Annotated in this window: 12 protein-coding genes; 7 read left to right on the top strand and 5 right to left on the bottom strand. The window is 69.0% G+C overall.

Annotated elements, in window-relative coordinates; all coding sequences use genetic code 11:
* The first annotated feature begins 3 nt into the window (after nt 1-3).
* Nucleotides 4-2,829 (top strand): condensation domain-containing protein, encoded by a 2,826-nt coding sequence (locus ACLARN_RS16450; RefSeq protein ID WP_409492271.1) that lies wholly within the window; start codon nt 4-6, stop codon nt 2,827-2,829.
* A gap of 412 nt (nt 2,830-3,241) precedes the next feature.
* On the opposite strand, the gene ACLARN_RS16445 is transcribed toward ACLARN_RS16450, so the two are convergent.
* Entirely contained in the window at nt 3,242-4,663 is a 1,422-nt protein-coding gene (locus tag ACLARN_RS16445; RefSeq protein ID WP_409492270.1) for a condensation domain-containing protein, read from the bottom strand.
* Nucleotides 4,664-4,755: 92 nt separating this feature from the next.
* Between ACLARN_RS16445 and ACLARN_RS16440 the strand changes: the two genes are divergently transcribed.
* Together ACLARN_RS16440 and ACLARN_RS16435 are read left to right on the top strand one after the other, a co-directional pair.
* Nucleotides 4,756-8,688: an amino acid adenylation domain-containing protein gene (locus ACLARN_RS16440; protein WP_409492269.1), complete on the top strand. Its 3,933-nt coding sequence runs from the start codon at nt 4,756-4,758 to the stop codon at nt 8,686-8,688.
* A 95-nt stretch (nt 8,689-8,783) separates the two neighbouring features.
* Nucleotides 8,784-9,302, top strand: coding sequence for an N-acetyltransferase family protein (locus ACLARN_RS16435; protein ID WP_409492268.1), 519 nt, complete (start codon nt 8,784-8,786; stop codon nt 9,300-9,302).
* Between the two features lie 64 nt (nt 9,303-9,366).
* Here the strand turns inward: ACLARN_RS16435 and ACLARN_RS16430 are convergent, their stop codons facing one another.
* The 4 genes from ACLARN_RS16430 to ACLARN_RS16415 are packed head-to-tail and all read right to left on the bottom strand — an operon-like array spanning nt 9,367 to nt 16,102.
* A complete protein-coding gene (locus tag ACLARN_RS16430) occupies nt 9,367-10,098 on the bottom strand; it encodes a sulfotransferase family protein (protein WP_409492267.1) in 732 nt (243 codons plus the stop codon).
* The gene (locus tag ACLARN_RS16425) at nt 10,095-10,931 is read right to left on the bottom strand and encodes a BTAD domain-containing putative transcriptional regulator (protein WP_409492266.1); all 837 of its coding nucleotides are present in this window, start codon (nt 10,929-10,931) and stop codon (nt 10,095-10,097) included. The genes ACLARN_RS16430 and ACLARN_RS16425 overlap by 4 nt, the downstream gene beginning before the upstream one ends.
* 58 nt (nt 10,932-10,989) lie before the next feature.
* Nucleotides 10,990-12,438: a condensation domain-containing protein gene (locus tag ACLARN_RS16420; protein WP_409492265.1), complete on the bottom strand. Its 1,449-nt coding sequence runs from the start codon at nt 12,436-12,438 to the stop codon at nt 10,990-10,992.
* A gap of 13 nt (nt 12,439-12,451) precedes the next feature.
* Nucleotides 12,452-16,102 carry a non-ribosomal peptide synthetase gene (locus ACLARN_RS16415; RefSeq protein WP_409492264.1) on the bottom strand — a complete coding sequence of 1,217 codons (3,651 nt, stop codon included), beginning with the start codon at nt 16,100-16,102 and terminating at the stop codon, nt 12,452-12,454.
* A 274-nt stretch (nt 16,103-16,376) separates the two neighbouring features.
* On the opposite strand from ACLARN_RS16415, the gene dpgA reads away from it, so the two are divergent.
* The 4 genes from dpgA (at nt 16,377) to ACLARN_RS16395 (ending at nt 21,312) form a co-directional block, all read left to right on the top strand.
* Nucleotides 16,377-17,432: a 3,5-dihydroxyphenylacetyl-CoA synthase DpgA gene (gene dpgA, locus ACLARN_RS16410; RefSeq protein WP_409492263.1), complete on the top strand. Its 1,056-nt coding sequence runs from the start codon at nt 16,377-16,379 to the stop codon at nt 17,430-17,432.
* Nucleotides 17,433-17,450: 18 nt separating this feature from the next.
* Nucleotides 17,451-18,137 (top strand): enoyl-CoA-hydratase DpgB, encoded by a 687-nt coding sequence (gene dpgB, locus ACLARN_RS16405; protein ID WP_409492262.1) that lies wholly within the window; start codon nt 17,451-17,453, stop codon nt 18,135-18,137.
* Nucleotides 18,138-18,141: 4 nt separating this feature from the next.
* On the top strand, nt 18,142-19,458 hold the full coding sequence (gene dpgC, locus ACLARN_RS16400) for a (3,5-dihydroxyphenyl)acetyl-CoA 1,2-dioxygenase DpgC (protein ID WP_409492261.1): 1,317 nt from the start codon (nt 18,142-18,144) through the stop codon (nt 19,456-19,458).
* A 564-nt stretch (nt 19,459-20,022) separates the two neighbouring features.
* The gene (locus tag ACLARN_RS16395) at nt 20,023-21,312 is read left to right on the top strand and encodes a helix-turn-helix domain-containing protein (RefSeq protein WP_409492260.1); all 1,290 of its coding nucleotides are present in this window, start codon (nt 20,023-20,025) and stop codon (nt 21,310-21,312) included.
* The last annotated feature ends 32 nt before the right edge of the window (nt 21,313-21,344 follow it).

Genomic DNA, 21,344 nt, shown 5'->3' with positions numbered 1-21,344 from the left:
GAAGTGAACGACGCGGAATTTCAGCTGTCGGTGACCCAGCTCGGCCTGTGGTCCGCGGACCAGGGGCAACGGGCGAGTCCGGTCCACACGGTCGCGTGGCGCTGGCTGATACGTGGCTCACTCGATTCGAAGGCCTTCACCGCCGCCGTCACTATTCTGCTCGATAGGCACGAGGCATTGCGGGCGGGTTTCGGAACACGGGAAGGGCGCCCGGTGCGGTGGGTGACGCCACACGTCACCGTCGACGTGGGGAATGACGACGCTCGGCATCTTCCGGAAGTTCAGCGTGAGGCGATGCTGTCCGACATCATCGCCCGGGAGCGCCGCGCCGGATTCGATCTGTCCAAGCCGCCGTTGATGCGAATGCGGCTGATCCGGGTCGCGGACGACCGGCATGTCGTCCTCCTTTTCGTTCACCGACTCGTATTCGATGAGATCTCGGCCGAGATCTTCCTGCGCGAGCTTTTCCAGTGTTATGACGCCCTTGTCGACGGCAGGGACGCCGAGTTGCCGGACGCGCCACAGTATGGCGAGTTCGCCGACTGGCAGCAGGCGCATCTCGAGGGGAGTCAGGGTGAACCCGTGCTCGACTTCTGGCGCGGCCGGTTCGCAGGGGCTCCCGCCCTGCTGGAACTCTTCGGCGGCACGCCGCGGCCACCCACGCAACGGTCCGTCGGTGGCGTCTTGCGTTTCGTCATCCCGCGGGAGACTGTCGCCGCGGTGCGGCAGGTGGCGTCGGCGCGGCACAGCACTCTCTTCATGGCCTACGTCGCCATCCTCCAAGTGGCGCTGGCCCGCTACAGCGACAGGGCGGACGTCGTCGTCGGCACGTCCATGGCCAACCGGCAGACCACGAGGCTGACCAACGTGGTCGGCTCGTGCGCGAACGTTGTCGCCCTGCGAACGGACCTGTCCGGCGAGCCGACCTTCGGTGACCTGCTCGACCGGGTCCGCGACGTGATCCTTGATGCGTCCCGGCATCAAGGGATGCCGTTCGAACGGCTCGTCGAGGAACGGAACCCGTCCCACCACCCGTTCTTCCAGATCGGCTGCGGCCTCGCATCGAGGGAAGTGGCCGGAGTCGACTCGGCGTACCTCACACTGGAAGCCGGGGAGTCCCTGCCTCCCGAATACTCCACACTCGACCTCTCGTGCGCCGGTCTGAGCCATGACGACCGGATCGAAGTCACCCTGCGGTATGACACCGCGTTGTTCGACGAGACACGAATGACCCAGTTCGCCGACCACCTGACCCGGCTCTGGCAGCAGGTGGCGAGCCACCCGGACCTCGCCGTCGACAGGCTGGAGATGTTGTCCGACAACGAGTTCGCCTTGCTCGCCGCACCTCCTGACGCCGTTTCCACGCCGCGGCCCGTCGATGTGCTCCGGCAGCACGCCTCAGTGGACCCCGGTCTGGTTGCCCTGGAGGACGGGGACGGCGCCATGACCTACGCCGAACTGATGACCGCTGTGGAGGTTCGGCGTGACCGATTGGCGGCGTCCGGCATCGGCTCGGGCGCCGTCGTCTCCGCGGTGGACGACGTAGTGGTGACGACCTTGGCCGCGACCGACCTCGGCGCGACCGTGGAGCTCACGTCGGGCGTGGTGCTGACTCCGGAGAGTCTTACTGCCCTCAGCGCCGTCGATCTTGGCCTGCGCAGGGGAGAGCGGTTAGTGCTCGCCGGCTCGGCTCACCCGGATTTGTTCGCCGCGCTGGCGGCCGGGGCGACGTGCTGTCCGGCACCCGGCGAACCGCGCCTCCCTGATCTGCCGGAGTTCATCGCCAGGAGCGGTGCCACGGCGGCGTGGCTGCCCATGCGGGTGCCGCCGACCATGGCCCGCGAGCTGGCCGGGCTGCGGCTGCTCATCACGGGCTGCGCGACGCCACCCCTCGGCCCGCTGGGCGACCGGACCGTCCGGGTGCTCTCGTCGAGTGCCGTCCCCCTCGCGGCAGTGGCAACCGCCGCCGACGACACTCCCCGCCTCCGGCCGGCGCCGGGCGTTCGAGCCTACGTCCTCGACAGCCGGCTTCGGCCGGTGCCGCCTGGTGTCTGCGGTGAGCTCTATCTGACCGCGGCGCACCTGACCGCCGACGCCCAGCTGATGCCGAATCCCTTCGCCGCAGGCGGTTTCATGGCGCGCACCGGCCACCTCGTGCGCGCGGTGGGCGACGGTTCGGTGGCGTATCTCGGCGCAGTGGCCGAGGTGCCGCTGGTCGACGGTGCCAGAGTGGCGTCGCGCTTGGTGGAGGCCGCTGTCGCGGGCCATCCGCTGGTTCGAGACGTCGTGGTGCGCCCGGACGAGCGCGACTTCCGCACAGCTTACGTTGCGGCGGCAGGCTCGATCGAGCTGAGCGAACTGCGCGCCTTCCTCGTGGACCGGCTGCCCCAGTACGCCCTGCCGACCGCTGTCGTCGCGATCGACGAGGTGCCGCTGGCGGCCGACGGCACCGTGGACGGGGAGTGTCTGCGTGCGATGGCCGGATCCACGTCGCCGGCGGCCCCGGCCACCCCGGACACCGCGTTGACCCGCTTACTGGTGTCCATGTGGTCCGAGCTGTTCGACGGCAGGCCGGTCGCGGTCGACGACGATTTCTTCCACCTCGGCGGCCAGTCGTTGTTCGCGGTCAGGCTCCTGGCGAAGATCAAGGAGATCCTCGCCGTCGAACTGCCGCTCAGCGCGCTGTTCACCGCGTCGACCCCGGCCGCGCTGGCCGACGAGATCGTCAAGCGGCTGAGCGGACCGGACGAGGCCGAGGAACTGGCGGCCTCGGTCGAGCAGGTGCTGCTGCTCTCGGATGACGAGGTGCGGCAGCGGTTGGGTTCGTGAGCGTGAGGCTGCCGTGTAGGCCTTCTTCGCTAGCTTCAAGGCCCGGGACCGGTGTCCTGGTGACGAAGCCACTCCCGCCGCCGAGTCCGCACTGGATGCCCCCTCGCCGAGTACATGAAGGCCCCCTTCCTTGCGCCTGGCGCACGGAAGGGGGCCTTCATGTACTCGAACCGCGGGCGTTCGGTTCCGGGACGTGGGGCGGTCGGGACATCCGCAGCAAGGCCTTCAAAGACAGGCAAAGGTGGCGTCGGGTGAGGGGGTGTGTGGAAATAGGGACACTCAATGTCCCTATTTCCACACACCCCTCCTGATCCGATGGTCACCGGGACTCCTCGCGCGGGGCCGTGTGGATTTCGGGTCATCCAGCGCACCAAAATCCACACAGTGAGAGACCCGGCCCGCGCCCTGACACTCAGCCCGGCGCCGGGGCCTCGTGCAGCGGACTGTCCGGGTGCTCGACCAGCCAGCCGACAAGGCGCCCGTAGTGCTCGATCATCGCGGTGATCGTCGCCGGGACGAAGATGTCGTCGTTGAACTGGACGACGGTCACCGGCTGTCCACTTTGGACGACGGCCCAGGCCATGTCGAACTGGGCGCTGCCGTGGTCGAGGAACAGCTGCTCGACCTTCGTGCCGGCCAGTTCGGGGGCGACGATGCCCGGCGCGGTCGCGAAAGTCACCTGGAACAGGGGCGAACTGTCCATGCGGCGTTCCGGTGCGACGGCGTGCACGACGCGCTCGAATGGCAGGTCGGAGTTGGCGACGGCCGTCCGCAGCTTCGTCTCGGCCTGCTGGACGGTGTCCCGGAATCCGGCGTCGTCGGCCAGGTGGCCGCGCAAGGGGACGATGTTGATGAAGAAGCCGAGCAAGCCGGCCAGCTGGGCCCGGCCGCGGCCGGAGACCGACGTGCCGACGACGAGGTCGCGCTGACCGGTGTACTGGTGCAGCAACACCCAGAACGCGGCCAGATACACGACGAACGTCGTGGTGGACAACGACTTCGCCAGCTTGTCGACGGCGTCGGGCACATCGGCGGGCAAGGGGCCTGTCATGGACTGGCCGCGATAGCTGAACTCCGCGGGCCGTGGCCGGTCGTGTGGCAGCCGGAGTTCGGGCACACCGTCGAGTTCTTCGCGCCACAGGTCGGTGAGCCTGCGGATCTCGTCCTCGGCGAGGCGTTCCTGCTGCCAGTGGGCGAAGTCGGAGTACTGCACGGTCAGCTCCGGCAGCATCGGGCGGGTCTTGGTCAGCTGTGCTCGGTACAGCTCGGCCAATTCGGCGCAGAAGATCCGTTCCGAGGCCCCGTCGAAGACGGCGTGATGGATCGCGAAGACGAACAGGTGCTCGTCGGCTCCGCAGCGATAGAGTCCGGTCCGCCACAACGGCGCGCGATCCAGGGGGATCCGGTCGGTCGCCACCTCGCGCCGCGCGCGATCGAGGCAGTCGTCGAGACCGCCGGTGTGGTCGACGACGGCGAGTTCCACCGGCACCTCGGGCACCACGATCTGGATCGGCCCGTCCGCGTTCTCCCGCAGGCAGGTCCTCAGGATCTGCTGGCGGCGGACCAGTGCCCGCAAGGCCTCGCGTAGTGCCTCGACGTTCAGATCGCCCGTGATCCGGTAGTAGTGCACCAGGTTGTAGGCGTTTGTGCCGGAGGTGAGCCGGTCGAGGAACCACAGGGTGCGCTGTGCGGACGACAGTGGGGCTTCGATCCCGGAGCCGCGGGCGCGTAGCGGGGTCTGCCGTGCGCCGTCCCGGTCCTCGCGCAGCAGGGCGAGCAGTTTCCCGCGCTCCGACGGCGGAAGGTGTGTCAGGCGCTGGTGCAGTTCGCTCATCCCACGCTCCTGGTCACTTGAGTCAGTGCTGCCACTCCACTACGGTAACAGCTGCCGGTTACTAGTGTAACTCTTGTGGGGAGTGGTCACCGATGCCGAATGAACCCTTCGACCAGTCCAGGGTGACCGCACTGTCCGACCGCAAACAGCGGCTGCTGTCGTTGCTGCTGACCGACCGGGAGCGCCAGGGGGAGAACAGCCCGATCGTGCGGTTGCGGCCGGGGACCGGCGACCCGGTCGTGCTCCTTCACCCGGTCGGCGGCCAGGTCCTCTGCTACGTGGACCTGGTCAAACAACTGCCCAGCGGCGCGCCTTGCGTGGCGGTGGCCGCCGATCGGCTGCTCACCGGCGCCGGATCACCGACCGTGCCGGAACTCGCGAGCCACTACCTCGGCTTGCTCACCGCCTCCGGGATGCGGCCCGGCGTGCTGGCGGGCTGGTCGATGGGCGGCGTGCTGGCCTACGAGATGGCCCTCCAGCTGGCACGGACCGTCCAGCCGCCGCCGGTCGTGCTGATCGACTCCGCCACCAAACCACCGATCCACGACGGCCAGACCCGGACCGATGCCCAGTTCGTGGAGTTCTTCGTGCACGACCTGATCAGGTCGGCCGGACGAGACCCGTCGGAGTTCGACTTCGACGCGGCGATCTGGCAGCACTCGGCGATCGTGGCGCTGACGGTGGCCGAGGCCCAGATGGCGGCCCGTGGGTTCGCCCTCGGACTGGCCCCGGACGATCTGGAGAACCGCTACCGCACGTACCGCAACGCGGCCTTGGCGTTGGACGACTACCAGCCGGGCCCGTACGACCACGCCGTCAGCTTGATCCGCGCCACGGTCTGGGACGGCCCGGACCCGGAGGACTCGTGGCGCCACCGGGTCGCCGGCGGGCTCACGGTGACCGAAGTCCACACTGACCACTATGGAGTCCTGCGCCCGCCGTTCGTGAACGACGTCGCACGGATCATGCACGAGGCGACTCTGTCCGAAGAGGACGTTGCCGCGCCTGTCCGTCCCGTCGAAGAGCGACCGGACGCTGTCGCCACGGCCAACTCCACGGTGGTCCTGCGGGTCAGCGGGTCGCTTGACGTCGAGAAGCTGGGCGAGGCGGCGGCCGCCGCGATCGGCCGCCACCCGGTGTTGCGTGCCACCGGTATTCGGCCCGAGGTGATCCAGTCCGCCCCCGGCGACGAGCCGGCCGCGGTGTCGGCGTTCCTGCGGCAGCCCATCGACGAGAACGACGGTCCACTGGCGCGTTGTGCGATGTTCGATACCGGCCGGAGCGAGTGGCTGCTCGCGATCGCCGCGCACCCGGCTGTCCTGGACGCGCACTCGGCCCGGATTCTGTGTGCCGATCTCCAGCGTGCCTACACCGACGGCGACGTGCGGCCCGCGCCTGCCCCGGCACCCCTTCCCCCGACGACCCACTCGCAGTACTGGGAAGAGCGGCTGGCCCACCTCCCGGTCGCGGGCACCTGGCCGTACGACCGGACCAGCGATCCGGTGTCTCGATCCGGCGCCGTGCACCGCTTCGAGGTCCCGGCGGAGGTGACGACGGCGCTTCGACGGCACGCCACGGCGTTCTCCACCACGCCGCTCGCCGTGCTCGCCACCGCCGTCCGCGTCCTGCTGGCCAGGGTCGGCCCACAGGCGGGGGAGGCCAGCGAGGTCGCGGTGGGCGCGGTCGTCTCCGGTCGGCTCGGCGCCGACGCGCACCTCGTCGTGGGGAATCTGACGCAGACGGTCGTTCTCGCGCAGCGGATCGACCCGGAGGCGTCGTTCGCCACGCTCACCCGGCGTGCCGCCGCGCATCAGGTCACCGATCTGGAGCACGCCATCGGCTCGACGACCGAAGCAGACTTCGGCCGGTCGCCGTCGTTCCGGGTGCTGGTGCGGATCGAGGACGAGCAGACGACCGCGCCGCGGCTGGGGGACGCCGACACCGAAATCGTCGAGACCACGACCGGCTGGCAGGGGACGGATCTGGCTGTCACCCTGACGGCAGACGGAGGCGGCTACCAGGGCAGGCTCGAGTACGTCACCGAACTCTACGAGCCGGACACGGCCGCCCGGATCGCCGTGACCCTCGGTGCCCTGCTGACTGACGCGATCGCCCGGCCGGACGTATGCGTCGGTGATCTGGACATCGGCGAGACCGCGCCCGACCCCGCCGAGGTGAGTGCCGACGGTGGCTTCGCGCCGGAGCTTTTCGCGAACACCGCCCAGCAGCGGCCGGATGACGTGGCCATGCGGTGGCCGGGCGGCCAGTTGACCTACGACGAGTTGCGGCAGGCGGCGGACGCGCTGGGGGAGCGGTTGGCGGGAGCACGGCTGGTGGCGCTGCATTGTCGGCGGTCCCCGAACCAGCTGGTGGCGATGCTCGCCGTGCTGCGCCAAGGCGCGGGTTACCTCCCACTCGATGTGACGTATCCCGTCGACCGGGTGAACTTCATGCTCAGCGACAGCGGGGCGGACGTGCTGATCCAGGATGCCGATCGCGCCGGTGAGCTGACCGTCCCGTCCCACTGCCTCGTGATCGGCCTGGACGAGACGGTTCAGCGGACCGCCGAACGCGCCGGATCACCGGCGGTGAGCGCGGAAGACCTCGCGTACGTCATCTACACGTCCGGCTCGACAGGACGCCCGAAAGGCGTCGCGATGCCACATGGCTCGGTGGCCACGATGCTCGACTGGCAATCACGTCGGTCGGAGGCCGGACCCGGCTGGAACACCCTGCAGTTCTCCCCGGCCAGCTTCGACGTCTCCTTCCAGGAGGTCTTCTCCACCTGGGCGACCGGTGGCACGGTCGTGCTGATCGACGAGGAGACGCGGCGCGATCCCCGGCAGCTGGTCGAGTACCTCGACACGCAGGGCATCCACCGGTTGTTCCTTCCCTTCGTCGCACTGAGGATGCTCGCCGAGACGGCCGTGCGGATCGGCCGCTTTCCCACTCGACTGCGAGAGGTCGTCACGGCGGGCGAGCAACTCCGGGTCACCCCGGCCGTCCGCGAGTTCTTCACCCGGACCGGGGCGAGGCTGGAAAACCAGTACGGGCCCACCGAGGCCCATCCGGCCAGCGCCGAACTGCTCGACCCGGACCCGGCCACGTGGCCCGCGACCCCGAGCATCGGCCTCGCCAGGACCGGGTCGGTGATCGACGTGCTCGACGCCCGGCTCAGGCCGTTGCCGGTGGGCGTCCCCGGCCAGATCTGCGTGTCCGGAAGCAGCCTCGCCCGGGGCTACCTCGGCAGGCGGGGGCTGACCGCTGAACGGTTCCCCGAACTCGACGCCTTCGGCGGGCGGGTGTATCTGACCGGCGACATCGGCCGCAAACGGCCGGACGGGCGGATGGACATCATCGGCAGGGCCGACGACCAGGTCAAGATCCGCGGCCACCGGGTGGAGACCGGTGAGGTGGAAGCACAGATCTGTGGGGTGGCGGAGATCGCCGACGCCGCGGTCGTCCTGCAGGACGGGCCGGAGTCGGCAGGGCATGAAGCCCGGCTGGTCGCCTATTGCGTCCCGGCGAACGGTGCCCGGATGACGGTGGGCGAACTGCGCGACCGGCTGACCCGGACCCTGCCCGAGTACATGATCCCGGCCCGGTTCGCGTTCGTGGACCGATTCCCCCTCACCCCCAGCGGCAAGGTCGACCGGCAGGCGCTCGCCAGGACCGTGCCCGCCGACACCCACTCCGCCGGACCGGATGAGCGTGAACTCACCGTGACAGAGCAGAAGATCAGCGACATCTGGGGGGATCTGCTGGGCATCCACCGGCCGCCGGCCGAGGTCAGCATGTTCGACCTCGGCGGCAGCTCCCTGGTCGTGACGGCGCTCGCCGTCCGGGTGGAAGAGTTGTTCGGGCTCGTCATCCCGGCGGCCGAGTTCTTCGTCCACCACACTGTCGCGAGTCAGGCGGCTCTGGTGGACCGGTTGTTCGACGACGAACTCGAGGAGTACTCGGCCGACCAGGTCACGGCGGCGTTGAACCGGTTGTCGGCAGGCGAGCAGTCCGTCGCGGGCTGATGGCCCGCGAGGTTTCGAAGGTACGAGAGAGAAGAGTGACGATGGCGATGCGGACCCGGTCCGTTGACTCCGAGTGCTGGGACGATGTGACGGAGGTGTTCGGTCCCCGGGGCGGCAGCGCGGGCTGCTGGTGCACTTTCTGGCGGCTGACCAACCAGGAGGCCAACGGCAAGACCCCGGCGGACAACCGGGCCGTGCTCGAGGGTGTGGTGCGCTCCGGCGACCAGGCGGGCCTGCTGATGTACCAGGACGGCAAGCCCGTCGGCTGGTGTTCGGTCGCGCCACGCACCACGTACAAGCGCGTGTTCCGTACCAAGGGGCTGGAACCGGAAGATCCGGACGACGCGGGCGTGTGGTCGGTGGTGTGCGTGTACGTCAAACCGGAGTGCCGGGGCGCCGGGGTGGCGGGCGGTCTGCTCGACGCGGCCGTGAAGCACGCTCGCGCGCAGGGCGCGACCGTCGTCGAGGGCTATCCCGTCGCCAGTGCCAACCCCAGCAAGAAAGCGTTGCTCGCCTCCGGCACCATCGACTTGTTCACCAAGGCCGGATTCTCGATGTACCGCGAGCCCAAGACCGGCAGCCGGCTCATCATGCGCCGCGAGCTCGGCGGCTGAGGGCTCTCTAGATTCGGTGAAGGACGCTTTCGTCGCATGCCATGCGGGGAAAGCGTCCTTCAGCCTAATCGGGTACAGCGAGTGCTTGTCGCCGGAGTTTGTCGTAGAACGGGCGGTGGTGGTCCAGGAACCCGGCGAGCACCGGGTTGTCGGCCACTGTGTCCACATAGGATGAATCGGTTCTGGTGAAACCGTGGGTACGGCCGGTGGATTCGTGCCAGCGCTGGGCGCTGCGCCACTCGTCCATCAGGCCGGACCGCCATTCCAGTGCCGACGGGACGAACGGGATGCCGACAGCGGCGCAGTACGCCCGCACGGTGTTCGCGGGCCGCCGCACGAGATCCTCCGCGGTGATCAGCACCGGCGGCGTGCCCGTCTGGTCGAGGACGGCGTCGTAGATCTCGCTCAGCCTCCCGAATCCGATGTCCTCCAGCCGCACGTCCGGGTTCAGCGCGTAATGCGACGCGATCACCTCGGCCGGGTCCCTGATCAGAAAGGTGTGGGTCGCCGTGCTCAGGAACTCGCGGTCGGCCAGGAGCCCGGGGTAGTGGAAGTCCGTCGTGTCCTTGAAGAACACCGGTCCACGGTCGGCGCACGACCGGATGGCGGCGATGAGGTCCCGTTCGGTGCGCACCGTCGTGTCCGCCACCGTGGCCTGGCCGAAGTCGGCCAGGCCGGAGAAGGGCTCGTGCAGTACCTCGAAGTCGCCGCGCTCGACGATCATCCGCAGAAACGCCGTCGACCTCGACCGCGGCGCGCTCCACAAGGCGACGAGCCGTCCGTTGCCGTCGCTCATCGGTCGGCCGCTCCGCCGGTCCTGGCGGCGAGGTCGCCGCGAACGGCGTCGTAGTACAGCTGCCTGGTGCTGCGATCGGGTTCGATGCCGAGCTGGGTGCGCAACTGGTTGGTACAGGTGGAATACCAGTGCATGACCCGCGAGGGCTGGTTCGCCCTGGCGTGCCAGCGCATCAGCTCGCGGTAGCTCTCTTCCCTACACGGGTCGATCTGGAGCATTCGCTGGTGCAGCTCGGGTATGACGGTCCGGTCGCCGTCCCGCTGCGCTTGCAGTGTCAGCTCCTGGATCGCGCCGAGCAGGCGGTCCTTCAGTTGTTCCCGGCGGATCATCGCCCAGACGTCCTGGCACTCCGGGAGATACGAGCCGGTGTAGAGGTCGACGGCGGTGCGGTAGTGCCTGCTCGCCTGCTGGTCGAGGCCCGCTTTCGCGGCACGGGCGCCGTCGTCGAGTGCCCGCTCGAAATCGGTGACGTCGACGATGGCCCCGTTGGTGGTCAACGAGTAGCCGGTGCGGTGCAGGTCGATCGACAGCGTGGGCCTGCCGGTGCCGTGGCCGAGGCGGTGCGCGTCGTTGATGAGGTTGCGCAGGTTGTAGACGGCCACCTTGAGCGACACGTCGGGGGAGCGTGCCGACGAGTCGCCCCAGACCGCGTCGATCAGGGTGGCTTTGGAGACCGGCTTTCCCGCCTCGGTCAGCAGGCACTGGAACAGCTGGCGGGCCCGGCCCGCGCGCCAGCGCTCGATCCTGATGCCGTTGATGGCGACGCTGAACTGCCCCAGGGTCCGCACCGTGGTGACTCGGCCCTGGTCTGGTGGTGCATCGTCCTGCTGCATGGCGACCTTCCCTGCACACCTTGGTCGAGCGATATAACTACAGTAAACAATACTATGGTTATCGAGGTGCCTGCTCAAGGGTTTCCGGCGACCGGGCCAAGTCGGCGACGAGCACGGAGGAATCGGCCGCGATCCTGGTGATGACGTTGTCGAGCCGGTCGGCCCAGCGCTCGACGGTTTCGGTCGTGTAGGCATCGCTCGGGTAGTGGACGACCAGCGTCGCGGCCTCCGGCTCCTCGACGACGGTGAAGGTGACGTACTGGTGCGCGTTGGGCATCGGCAGGATCACCGGCCGCATCGGCAGGTCGGGCGCGAGCGCCGCGTGGTGGCCGGTCTGCTCGCCGGACAGGAACACGAGCATGGTGCCGAACAGGGGATTGTGGAACCCGTCCGGTTTGGCGCCGACCGCGGTGACCACTTCGTGGAAGGGCGCGGCCTGATGGCGCAGCGCTCCGCCGACCACCTCCCGGGTCTCGGCCGCCAGCTGGGCGAACGTCGCGGACGGCGGGGTACGGACCCGCAGCACCACCGAGTTCATGAAGTAGCCGATCAGATCGGCTACTTCACGGTCGGTCCTGGAAGCCACGGGACAGCCGAACGAGACGTCGTCCCGCCCGGTCTCCCCGGCGAGGAACACGGCGAACGCAGCGGCCAGCGCGGTGAAGGGAGTGCCGCCGAGCCGGGCCGACAGGTGGGCCAGCGCCTCCCGTACGCCGGGCAGGGGCAACTGCACGGTGGTGCCGGGCAGCGTGCTCACCGCGGGCCAGGGGCGGTCCGGTGGCAACCGCACACCCGTGGCCCCGGCCAGCTGTTGACTCCAGTAAACCAGATCGGCGGAGGAGTCGAGGGATCGCTGCCAGACGGCATAGTCGGCGTACTGCACCGGCAACGTCGGCAGGATCGCGGGCCGCTCGGTCACCGCGGCGCCGTAGTAGGCGGCCAGCTCGCGTTCCAGGATCCGCGACGAACGCTCGTCGACGGTGATGTGGTGCAACAAGATCAGCAGCAGATGCCGCTGCGGCGCGAACCGCCACAGCCGGACCCGGACGAGTGGACCCTTGCCCAGGTCGAACGGTTCGCGGGCGGCCGCGGCGGCGAGTCCCACGGCCTCGTCGCGAGAGCCCGCCGTGCCGATCCGGATGTCCGCGGGCAGGTGCCGGTGGATCACCTGCACCACCTTGGTGCCTTCCTGCGCGTACGTGGTTCGCATGACTTCGTGCCGCGCCACAACGGCATTGACGGCCTGTGTCAGTAGTGACGGCTGCAACGGGCCGGAGATCTCATAGCAGGCGGGCACGTGATAGGTGACGCTGTCCGGAGCGATCCGCCACAACGTCCACTGCGCCTGCTGCCCGGGTGAGGCGGGCAAGCGGGCAGGCAGTTTTCCGCGGTCGATCGCGGGGATCCGGCCTGCTCGCGAGTCGTCCTGACCGGAGTCGCCGGACAGCAGCTTCCTGCGATCGGCGGGGGAGAGCGTGAGGAAACGGGTCAACACGTCGTCGGTCATGGCATCGCCTCCGTCAGGTCGTGCCGGCGAGGACTCCCGCGACGCGGGCACAGTTCGCGTCGCTCAAGAGCTCCGTGGGGCCGCCGGGAAGGGCGACCACCGACGGCCTGCGGCCGAGGTCGCGTCCGGCCGTCCGGACCGAACGGACATCGGCGACCCAATACACCGAGCCTCGGTAACCGGTGACCGCTTCGCTGTCCGGTGGTGCGCCGCCGAGAAGCAGCACCGGCGGCAGCAACCCGGTTTCCTGGTGCAGCGCGCGAGCGGTGCGCAGGGCGGCCCGGCCGCCGCCGTCGGTCCCGCAGAGCGCGATCGAGTCGGATCCGGCCGCGGTGAGCAGCGCGGACAGCTGGTCCCGGGTGACCGGACCGTGCTCGTCGAGTACATCGATACGGCACATCCCGCGGCCGGGCTCGAGCGCCGCCGCGAGGCCGGAGTAGTCCTGACGGTCATCCGGCCCGGCCAGGAGAAGCAGGGGCGCCAGGTCGCCGGCGGACTCGGTCAGCCAGGTACCACCGGCCTGGACGCCGGAGGCCCGGCCACGCAGTTCGGCACAACGGATGTGCTGGGCCAGCGCCGGGATGAACGGCGAGCGCACGACCGTCTTCAGCGCGAGGTCGATGCCGAGCTCCTGCCGGGCCCGCACCACCACTTTGGCCGCGCGCACCAGGTCACCGCCCTGCCGGAAGAAGCTCTCCGCCGACACCTCGGCGGAGCCGAGCACGGCCGACCAGGTGTTGACCACCCAGTCCTCCTCCTTGCCCCGCGGGCGAGGACGGCGGTCGGCCGCGGGAGGCCATGCGGCGGACCGGGCGAGCACGGCGCGGTCGATCTTCCCGTTCGGGTTGCGGGGCATCGACTTCACCACCACATAGGACGACGGCACCAGGAAAGCGGGCAGCAGGCGGCTCGCGTACTCCCTGACGTCGTCGACCACGGACTCGTCCGCCTCGTCGGCGGGCTGGAGGTAAGCGACGATCCGGTAGCTGTCCGAGCCGGTCCCGAAGACGACCGCGGCGGCCATGGCCACGCCGGGGTGCCTGCCGAGAAGCGTTTCCACCTCGCCCGGCTCCGCCCGGTGTCCCCTGATCTTGATCTGACGGTCGTTGCGCCCGCGCAATTCGATGCGTCCGTCCGGGCGCAGCAGGGCGAGATCACCGGTGCGGTATATCCGTTCGCCGTGCCGGAGCGGGTCCGGGACGAACCGTGTCGCAGTGAACCCGGGCATGCTGGGGTAGCCGCGGGCCAGGCACACCCCGCGAACGCAGAGTTCGCCGACGGTTCCCGGCGGGACCGGCCGCAGTGACGGGTCGACGATGAGCACCCCCGCGCTGCCGATCGGCCTGCCGATCGGCAGTACCGGTGGCTGTGGCCCCGGTGGGACGGGCTCGCAGGCCATGTACATCGACGCCTCGGTCGGCCCGTAGGTGTGCCACATGGCCTTGGTGCAGGCCGTCAGCCGCGCGGCGAGCTCCGGCGTGACCAGGTCGCCGCCCACGTGCGCGACCAGGTCCGGGTCGCCCGCCCAGCCGCACAGGAAGAGCATCTGCCAGGTCATCGGCGTCGCCTGCATGAAGTCTGGCCGGACGTCCTCGATCAGGTTCTTGAGCGCGTCGCCGTTCCGGACGGCCGACGAGTCCGCGATCACCGTCTGCCCGCCGGAGACCAGCGGGAGGAACAGTTCGAGCATGGCGATGTCGAAGGAGATCGTGGTGACCGCGAGCAGACTCCGGCCAGGCCGGAAATCGAGCAGCTCGCGCGTGGCCCGCAGACAGTTCGCCAGTCCGCGGTGCGTCACCGCGATGCCTTTGGGTGTCCCGGTCGAGCCGGACGTGTACAGCTGGTACGCCGCACTGTCGAGCAACACCTCGGGCCAGGCCATGGGCCCCGCGGATCCGGCGACTTCGGTGCGCAGCGCGGCCAGCGGCAGCACCTGGAGGTCGTCGTCGATGACCAGCCCGTCCACGACTCCGTCGGTGATCAGTACTTCGGCGTGAGAGTCACGCAGCACAGAGGCCAGCCGGTCGGGAGGATGCGTGGGATCCAGCGGTACGACCGCGCAGCCCGCCTGCACCACCGCGAGGAACACGGCGGGCAACTCGATACCGCGGTTGAGCAACACGGCGACACGGGTTTCCAGCGGCAGCCGCAATGCGGTGATCCGTCTCGCGATGTGCCCGCTCAACGTGCCGAGCCCGCGGTAGGTCAATGCGTCGGTGCCGTGGCGGACCGCCACCGCGTCCGGGCTTCGCCGGACCCAGTGGTGCACCAACTCGACCAGGCTCCACTTCCCCTGCTCGGGCGCGGAAAGCGGGGACAGCCTGCCGAACCGTTCGATCGCCTTCTCGTCGACGGCCGAGAGCACGCGCAGTTCCGCGATTCGCTTGTCCGGGTTCTCGACCGCGTCCCGCAGCAGGGCCGCGAACCGATCGGCGATGTCATGCACGGTCCGCTCGTCGAGCTCGCCGTTGGCGCTCGCCCAGACCAGTTCCCGGACCGTGCCGTCGTCGTGCGTGCGCGCGGTCAACGACAGATCGCACATCGTCGTGGGCAGGTCCAGCGCGACGTGCTCCAGGTGCAGGCCCGCCCACTCCGGGCAAGGCGACGCCGTGGGCTCACCGCGGAAACAGACCTGGACCATGGAGCCCAAGGCGGGGCTGGTGTTCGGTTTCAGCGCGGTGGCCAACAGTGCGAACGGGAAGTTCTCGGCCAGCCCGGCCCGCTCGGTCGAATGCTCGGCCACGAGCGCTTCGCTCAGGCTCGGGTTTCCCTCGAGGTCGGTGCGCATCACCACGAGGTTGCCCAGCTGACCGACGACACCGGCGGTCCGGTCGGTGCGCGTCGTCGCCGGGGTGGCGATGAGCAGGTCCGGCTGGCCGGTGTACCGGCTGAGCAGTACCCGCAGCGCGGTGAGCAGCACGGTTTCCGACGTCGTACCGTGCCGTGCGGCCAGCTCGGCCACTCCCGCGGCGAGGCCGGTGCTGAGCGGGCCGCGAAGGGTGAACGCCTGGCCACCGGTCCGGGTCCGTGGCCAGGTCACCTGGTCGGACACCCCGGCCAGCCGGGCCAGCCAGTACGACAACGAGTCCAGTGCCGCACTGGTCCCGAGCCAGTCCTGGATCGCGGCTACCGTCGTGGACCAGGACGGGTGCGGTGACGAGGGCAGGCAGACAAATCCACTGTGGACAGACAGGTAGGCGGCACGCAGTTCGGCCAGCACGAGGTCGATGGATTCGAGGTCACAGACCATCGAATGCGCGACAAGGACCATGAGATGGTCCTCGGGACCGGTTCGGTACAACCGGATCCGCACCAGCGGACCGCCCCGCAGGTCGAACGGATCGGCGACCTCGGCGCGGGCCAGCGCCATCCGTTGCTCGTCGGTGAGGTCGCCGGTGTCCGTCACGGCGATATCAGCGGCCGGGTCGCACCGACGCGGCAGCGGGACTCCGTCCACGTCCTCGAACGTCAGCCGCAGCGCCTCATGTCTTCGCATGACGTGGGTCATCGCGGCGGTCAGCTGGTCGGTGTCGATGCGACCGCGCAACCGGAAAGCCTTGTGGGGGTGGAAGGCCGCGGTGGTGCCGGCCAGTTGTTCGGCGAACCAGGTCTCCAGCTGCGCAGGCAGCACGGCGGCGGCATGCGAAGTTCGGGAGCTGATCAATGCGGTCACCTTCCGGTCGGCGTCGGCGAGGGCGTTGTGGTGCTCGGCGACTACCAGGGCCAGTCGGTATCGAAGGGGGAAGGGGCGTCAGATGTCAGTGATTCCACAGGGAAAGTGTTGTGGTTCGCCATCCCGGGCACATCGTCATCGCCGATGATCCACTGCTCAACGACGCGTTGAGTAACCCCTTCATCACTGTGACGAACCTACGTTTGCTCGTGACAGCCAGTCGTCAACGAACCAAGAGGTGGTTGTGGACGGTCACGGCGCAGCGGTGCGGACGGCTCCGCGGATACGCGGGGTCGGCACGGCCGTTCCGGCGTTCTCCTACACCCAGGACGAAGTGCTGGACCTGTACCGGATCGAGGACGAACGGATCCGGTCCGTGTTCCGCAACAGCGCGATCAAACGGCGGTATCTGACCCTGCCCGGTACGGACCCGGACGGCACCAATCAAGTGGAAAGCCAGGGCGAACTGCTCGCGAAACACCGGAAAACCGGTATCGACATGGGTGTTCGAGCGCTTCAGGCTTGCCTGAAAGACGCCGAACTCTCACTGGACGCGGTGCAGTACCTGTGTTGTGTGTCGTCGACCGGATTCCTCACGCCAGGATTCAGCGCGTTGCTGATCCGTGAACTCGGTCTCTGGCACGGCTGCGGCCGGATCGACATCGTGGGAATGGGCTGCAATGCCGGGCTGAACGGTCTGGGCGCTGTCGCCTCATGGGCTCGCGCCCATCCGGGCCAGGTGGCCGTCATGGTGTGCATCGAGGCGTGCTCGGCGGCCTACGTGATGGACGGGACCATGCGCACCGCCGTGGTGAACAGCCTGTTCGGGGATGGGGCGGCGGCGGTCGCCCTCGTCGCCGAGCCGGAAGGCCCCGGTCGCGGCCCCACCATCCTGAAGTTCGCCAGCTGCCTCATTCCCGACGCCATCGACGCGATGCGGTTCGACTGGGACGACGAGCACGGCAAGCTCAGTTTCTTCCTCGATCGGGATATTCCCTATGTGGTGGGCGCGAACGCCGAAGGAATCGTCGGCAGGCTGCTCGACGGCACCGGCCTGCGGCGCGGCGACGTCCGGCACTGGACCATCCATTCCGGCGGCAGGAAGGTCGTCGACTCGATGATGGTGAACCTCGGGCTGAGCCGGCACGACGTGCGGCACACCGCGGGCGTCCTCGAGGATTTCGGCAACCTTTCGAGCGGTTCTTTCCTGTTCTCCTACGAACGGCTGTGTGACGAGGGTGTGGTCGCCGAAGGGGACCACGGGGTGTTTTTGACAATGGGCCCCGGATCGACGATCGAAGCGGCCCTGGTGCGCTATTGAGTACGGAGGCGGTGGAGAGTGACACTCGGGACCGATACCGGGCTCGTGCTCGAAGTGAACAGTGACGTGTCGTTGTCGCCGGAACTGGTGGCGACGATGAACCGGTTCTGCGCCGACGTCGAGGACGTCGGTACCGGTCAGGTCGCGGTGCTCCGTGTCGGCGCCACCGGACAGCCCGGCACCGGCATGCCATGGCCCGGCGACGTGAACGTTCACCTGGTCGGCAAGTGGGAGCAGGCGGTCCGGCGGTTCGAGAGACTGGGTGCGGCGTCGATCGCGGTGGCGGCAGGCGACTGTGGTGGCCCGGCACTGGATCTGCTGCTCGCCTGTGACTACCGGATCGGGGTGCGCGATCTGCGCCTGACGGTGCCGGTCGGCCCCGGCGGCTCGTGGCCGGGGATGTCGTTCTACCGGCTGGCCAACCAGCTCGGGGTCGCCCGGTCCCGGGCTCTGGTGTTGTTCGAGCAGTCGTTCAGCGCGCAGCGGGCGTTCGACGTCGGCCTCGTCGACGAACTCGTGGATGATCGCGACGCGGCGGCCGAGGCGGTCAAGGCCAGATCGGCGGCGTTCGGCGACCAGGCGGGCGTGGACGTCGAGGTGCGTAGACGGCTGCTGCTCGACGCCGCGACGATGAGCTTCGAGGACGCTCTCGGGGCTCACCTGGCTGCCTGTGACCGCGCATTGCGACACGCGCGCAAGGGGTGACGCGGTGCGTCCGTGGACCGGTTCGAACGAGCCCGCCGTCGCCGGTGACTTCGCCGCCGACTTGGCGGCGCTCATGGACCATGTCGCCACGGGTGAACGACTGCTCGCCGGTCTTCCGGCCAGATCCGTGCGCGGAAGCCAGGATCAGGATCGAGCGGACCGGGTCCACCATTCCTGCCGTGCCGCACGTGCCCGGTTCCTGCGGGCACACGCCACAGCCGTGTACGACACCGTGACCGGCCATCGGACGTCCGGTCTGCGGCTGTCGGAGCTGGTGTTCGCGGTGGCCGAAGCCTGCCCCGGGCTCGTGCCGTCCCCAGGGCAGATGGCCGCCGAGGCCCGATGCGACCAGGCGGGTAAGGAAGGCAGGGAGATCGATCAGGCGATCTTCTTCCAAGCCGTGCTTGCGGCGCCGGGCCCTGGGCAGCATCTCGTCGACGTGATGCGCGAACCCACACCGCGGGCGCGGGCGCTGCTGGCGGACTTTCAGCGCCTCGGCAGGCTCGATCTGGGCACGGTCGAGATCGAGCGCCGGGACGCCGCCGCGCACGTGACGTTTCGCAACCACCGGACCCTCAACGCCGAGGACGACGAGTTCACTGCGGACCTGGAGACAGCGGTGGACCTCGTGCTGCTCGACGACGAGGTCGGTGTCGGAGTCCTGCGTGGTGGCCCGGTGTCGCATCCGCGCCACGCGGGCAAGCGGGTGTTCAGCGCCGGTATCAACCTCAAACACCTCAACGCCGGACGAATCTCCTTTGTGGACTTCCTGCTCCGCCGCGAACTCGGCCCGATCAACAAGATCGCCCGTGGACTGGCTGTGGACGACTGGCGAGGTTCGGCACTGGCGAAGCCCTGGATCGCCGCGGTCGACGCGTTCGCCATCGGTGGTGGCGCACAGCTGCTGCTCGTGTGCGACCACGTCATCGCCGAACAAGGGGCCTACTTCAGCCTGCCCGCGGCGAACGAGGGGATCGTCCCCGGCCTGGCCAACCTGCGGCTGGCGCGGTCCGGCTGGGGGCGGTTGCCCCGCCAGCTCGTTCTCGGCGGTCGTACGATCCGGGCCGCTGAACCCGATGGCGGGTTGTTCTGCGACGAAGTCGTGGATTCCCAGCACATGGACGCCGCGATCGAGGCGGGTGCGCGAAGGCTGAACACTCCCGCGGCGGTGGCGAATCGCCGCATGCTCCAGCTCGCGGCCGAACCCGCCGAGCGGTTCCGTGAGTATGTCGCGGAGTTCGCGCTCACGCAGGCCTTGCGGATCTACGACGAGGACGTGCTGGCCAAGACCGGGCGGTTCGCGGCGAAGCCTGCGCGGTAGTGCCGCGAGGTCTCCCGTGAGGTGAAGGGGACTTCATGTACTTCCGGCGCGGGCAAGGAAGCGCTGAGTGATTGGGTTGCTAGGGCCATGGGTGTCTTGGGTACCGACCGGATTCCGGGTGCGTTTTGATCGCAGGTTCGGTCCATGAAGGTCTCCTCGCGACTGCCTGGTGGCCGTGTCGCGAAAGCCACTTTCGGGACATCAGACGTCGCGAAAGTGGCTTTCGCGACACCTCTGGGATGGCGGCCGCGCTCTACACCTGAGTCACGCTTCTGCTGGGCGGGTCGTGAGTGATTTGGGTTGCTGGAACGACCCGGATCACTCACGACAACCCGACCCAACAGCACCACGGCACGCGGGGAGTCACTGCCATCCGCAACTGTCCATAATGGACGAACTGATGTTCCGACAGTCGACCATGGGTGCCGCGACAAGTGGCTAGACTAGCAGCACAGTCCACAACAGTAAATGGTTTGTGGCGTTTTGAGCGCGGCATCTTTCTGCTGTTACCATCACTATGGTGACTAAAGTGTAGTCGTCGCGTTGAGAGTGAGTGTGGATCCGATGAAGGTCGACCAGCCCGAGTTCGGGAAGCGACTGCGCGCACGGCGGACGGCCGGCGGGCTTTCGCAGAAGGACATCGCGAGCGGTGTCGTCGCCGCCAGCTATGTGTCGCTGCTGGAGAACGGCGAGCGGATGCCGACGCTCGACGTCGTCGTCCACCTCGCCAGCGCGCTCGGCACGACGCCGGGCGACCTGCTCGGCGACGAGTCATGGGATCGGCTCGTCCCGGCCGCCGCGCAGCCGGGGCCCAGCCGGATCGTCGACCGGTTCGAGGCACGCAGGCTGGTGGCGATGGGCGATTTCGCGCGGGCGAGGAAACTGCTGGAAGAGCGCCGTGCCGCGCTGCGCACCGCAGGTGATCGCGAACAGTATCTCGAACTGGGGATCGAGCTGTCCGGCGTGTTCGCCGCCCTGGGCATGCAGGCGGAGCGGCTCGAACTGCTCGACGAGCTGACCGCGCTGCCGGAGGCGCGGGCCGCGGCCGCGATCCAGGTGTCACTGGCCATCGACCGGGTGGCCACCCTGCGCGAGCTGGGCAGGCTCTGGGACGCCAGGGTGGCGGGCTATGACGCGCTGACCTTGCTCGAAAAGTCCGCCGACGTCCGCGGTGGGACCGACCACGTCCGCCTGCTCGGTGTGCTCGTCTCCGTTCTCTGTGAGCTGGGCGAGTTCGAAACGGCACGGCCGGCGCTCGCCGACATGCTCGCCACCGCGGACGCGCTGGGTCCCGACGCCACCGCCGGTGTGCTCGGCCGCGCGCATTGGGCGGCGGGGATGGCCTACGCCAAGATGGGCGAGGCCGACCACGCCCGCGACCACCTGGGGCGAGCCCGCTCGACGCTGTCCTATGCCGCGATGTCCACCAGCGACTGGTTGCGGTTCAGCCGGTCGACGGTGTCGATCCTGCTCGACGCGGGCGACGTGGGCCAGGCGCGGGAGTGGCTCGAGGTCACCGAGTTGACGGCCCGGCTGACCGGAACGGCGTTCGAGGAGACGGCCGCGACCAGGGAACGCGCCCGCTACGAGCTGGCGTCGGGGAACCCGGAGGCGGCCGCGGAGCTGTTCGGCGCGGTCACCGAGGGGGAGAACGCGCTGACCGGGCTCGACCTCGTCGCGGCACTCATCGGCCGCAGCGACGCCCTCGCCCAGCTCGGCCGGGCCGACGAGGCCGTCGAGCTGCTGCGGGCGACGGCGCTGCGCAGTGAGCAGCTCGGCAGCTTCCGGCACGCCGCCGAGGCCTGGCGCCGGATCGATCAACTGCGGCAATCGGCGGACCAGTCTCCTGCCTGATCCTCGGATACCATCGTGCCTTGACAAGAGTA

This window comes from Amycolatopsis sp. cmx-11-12 (genome assembly GCF_046269425.1).
In the GTDB taxonomy this organism is placed as follows: Bacteria; Actinomycetota; Actinomycetes; order Mycobacteriales; family Pseudonocardiaceae; genus Amycolatopsis.
The sequence above is the reverse complement of the archived record's forward strand: the minus strand, read 5'-3'. Positions and strand labels throughout refer to the sequence as shown.

Bases quoted from the DNA above. Each gene is read 5' to 3' on its own strand.
- ACLARN_RS16420 (WP_409492265.1), bottom strand. From the start codon at position 12,438: ATGACCGACGACGTGTTGACCCGTTTCCTCACGCTCTCCCCCGCCGAT.
- ACLARN_RS16445 (WP_409492270.1), bottom strand. From the start codon at position 4,663: ATGAGCGAACTGCACCAGCGCCTGACACACCTTCCGCCGTCGGAGCGC.
- ACLARN_RS16440 (WP_409492269.1), top strand. From the start codon at position 4,756: ATGCCGAATGAACCCTTCGACCAGTCCAGGGTGACCGCACTGTCCGAC.
- ACLARN_RS16425 (WP_409492266.1), bottom strand. From the start codon at position 10,931: ATGCAGCAGGACGATGCACCACCAGACCAGGGCCGAGTCACCACGGTG.
- ACLARN_RS16430 (WP_409492267.1), bottom strand. From the start codon at position 10,098: ATGAGCGACGGCAACGGACGGCTCGTCGCCTTGTGGAGCGCGCCGCGG.
- ACLARN_RS16395 (WP_409492260.1), top strand. From the start codon at position 20,023: ATGAAGGTCGACCAGCCCGAGTTCGGGAAGCGACTGCGCGCACGGCGG.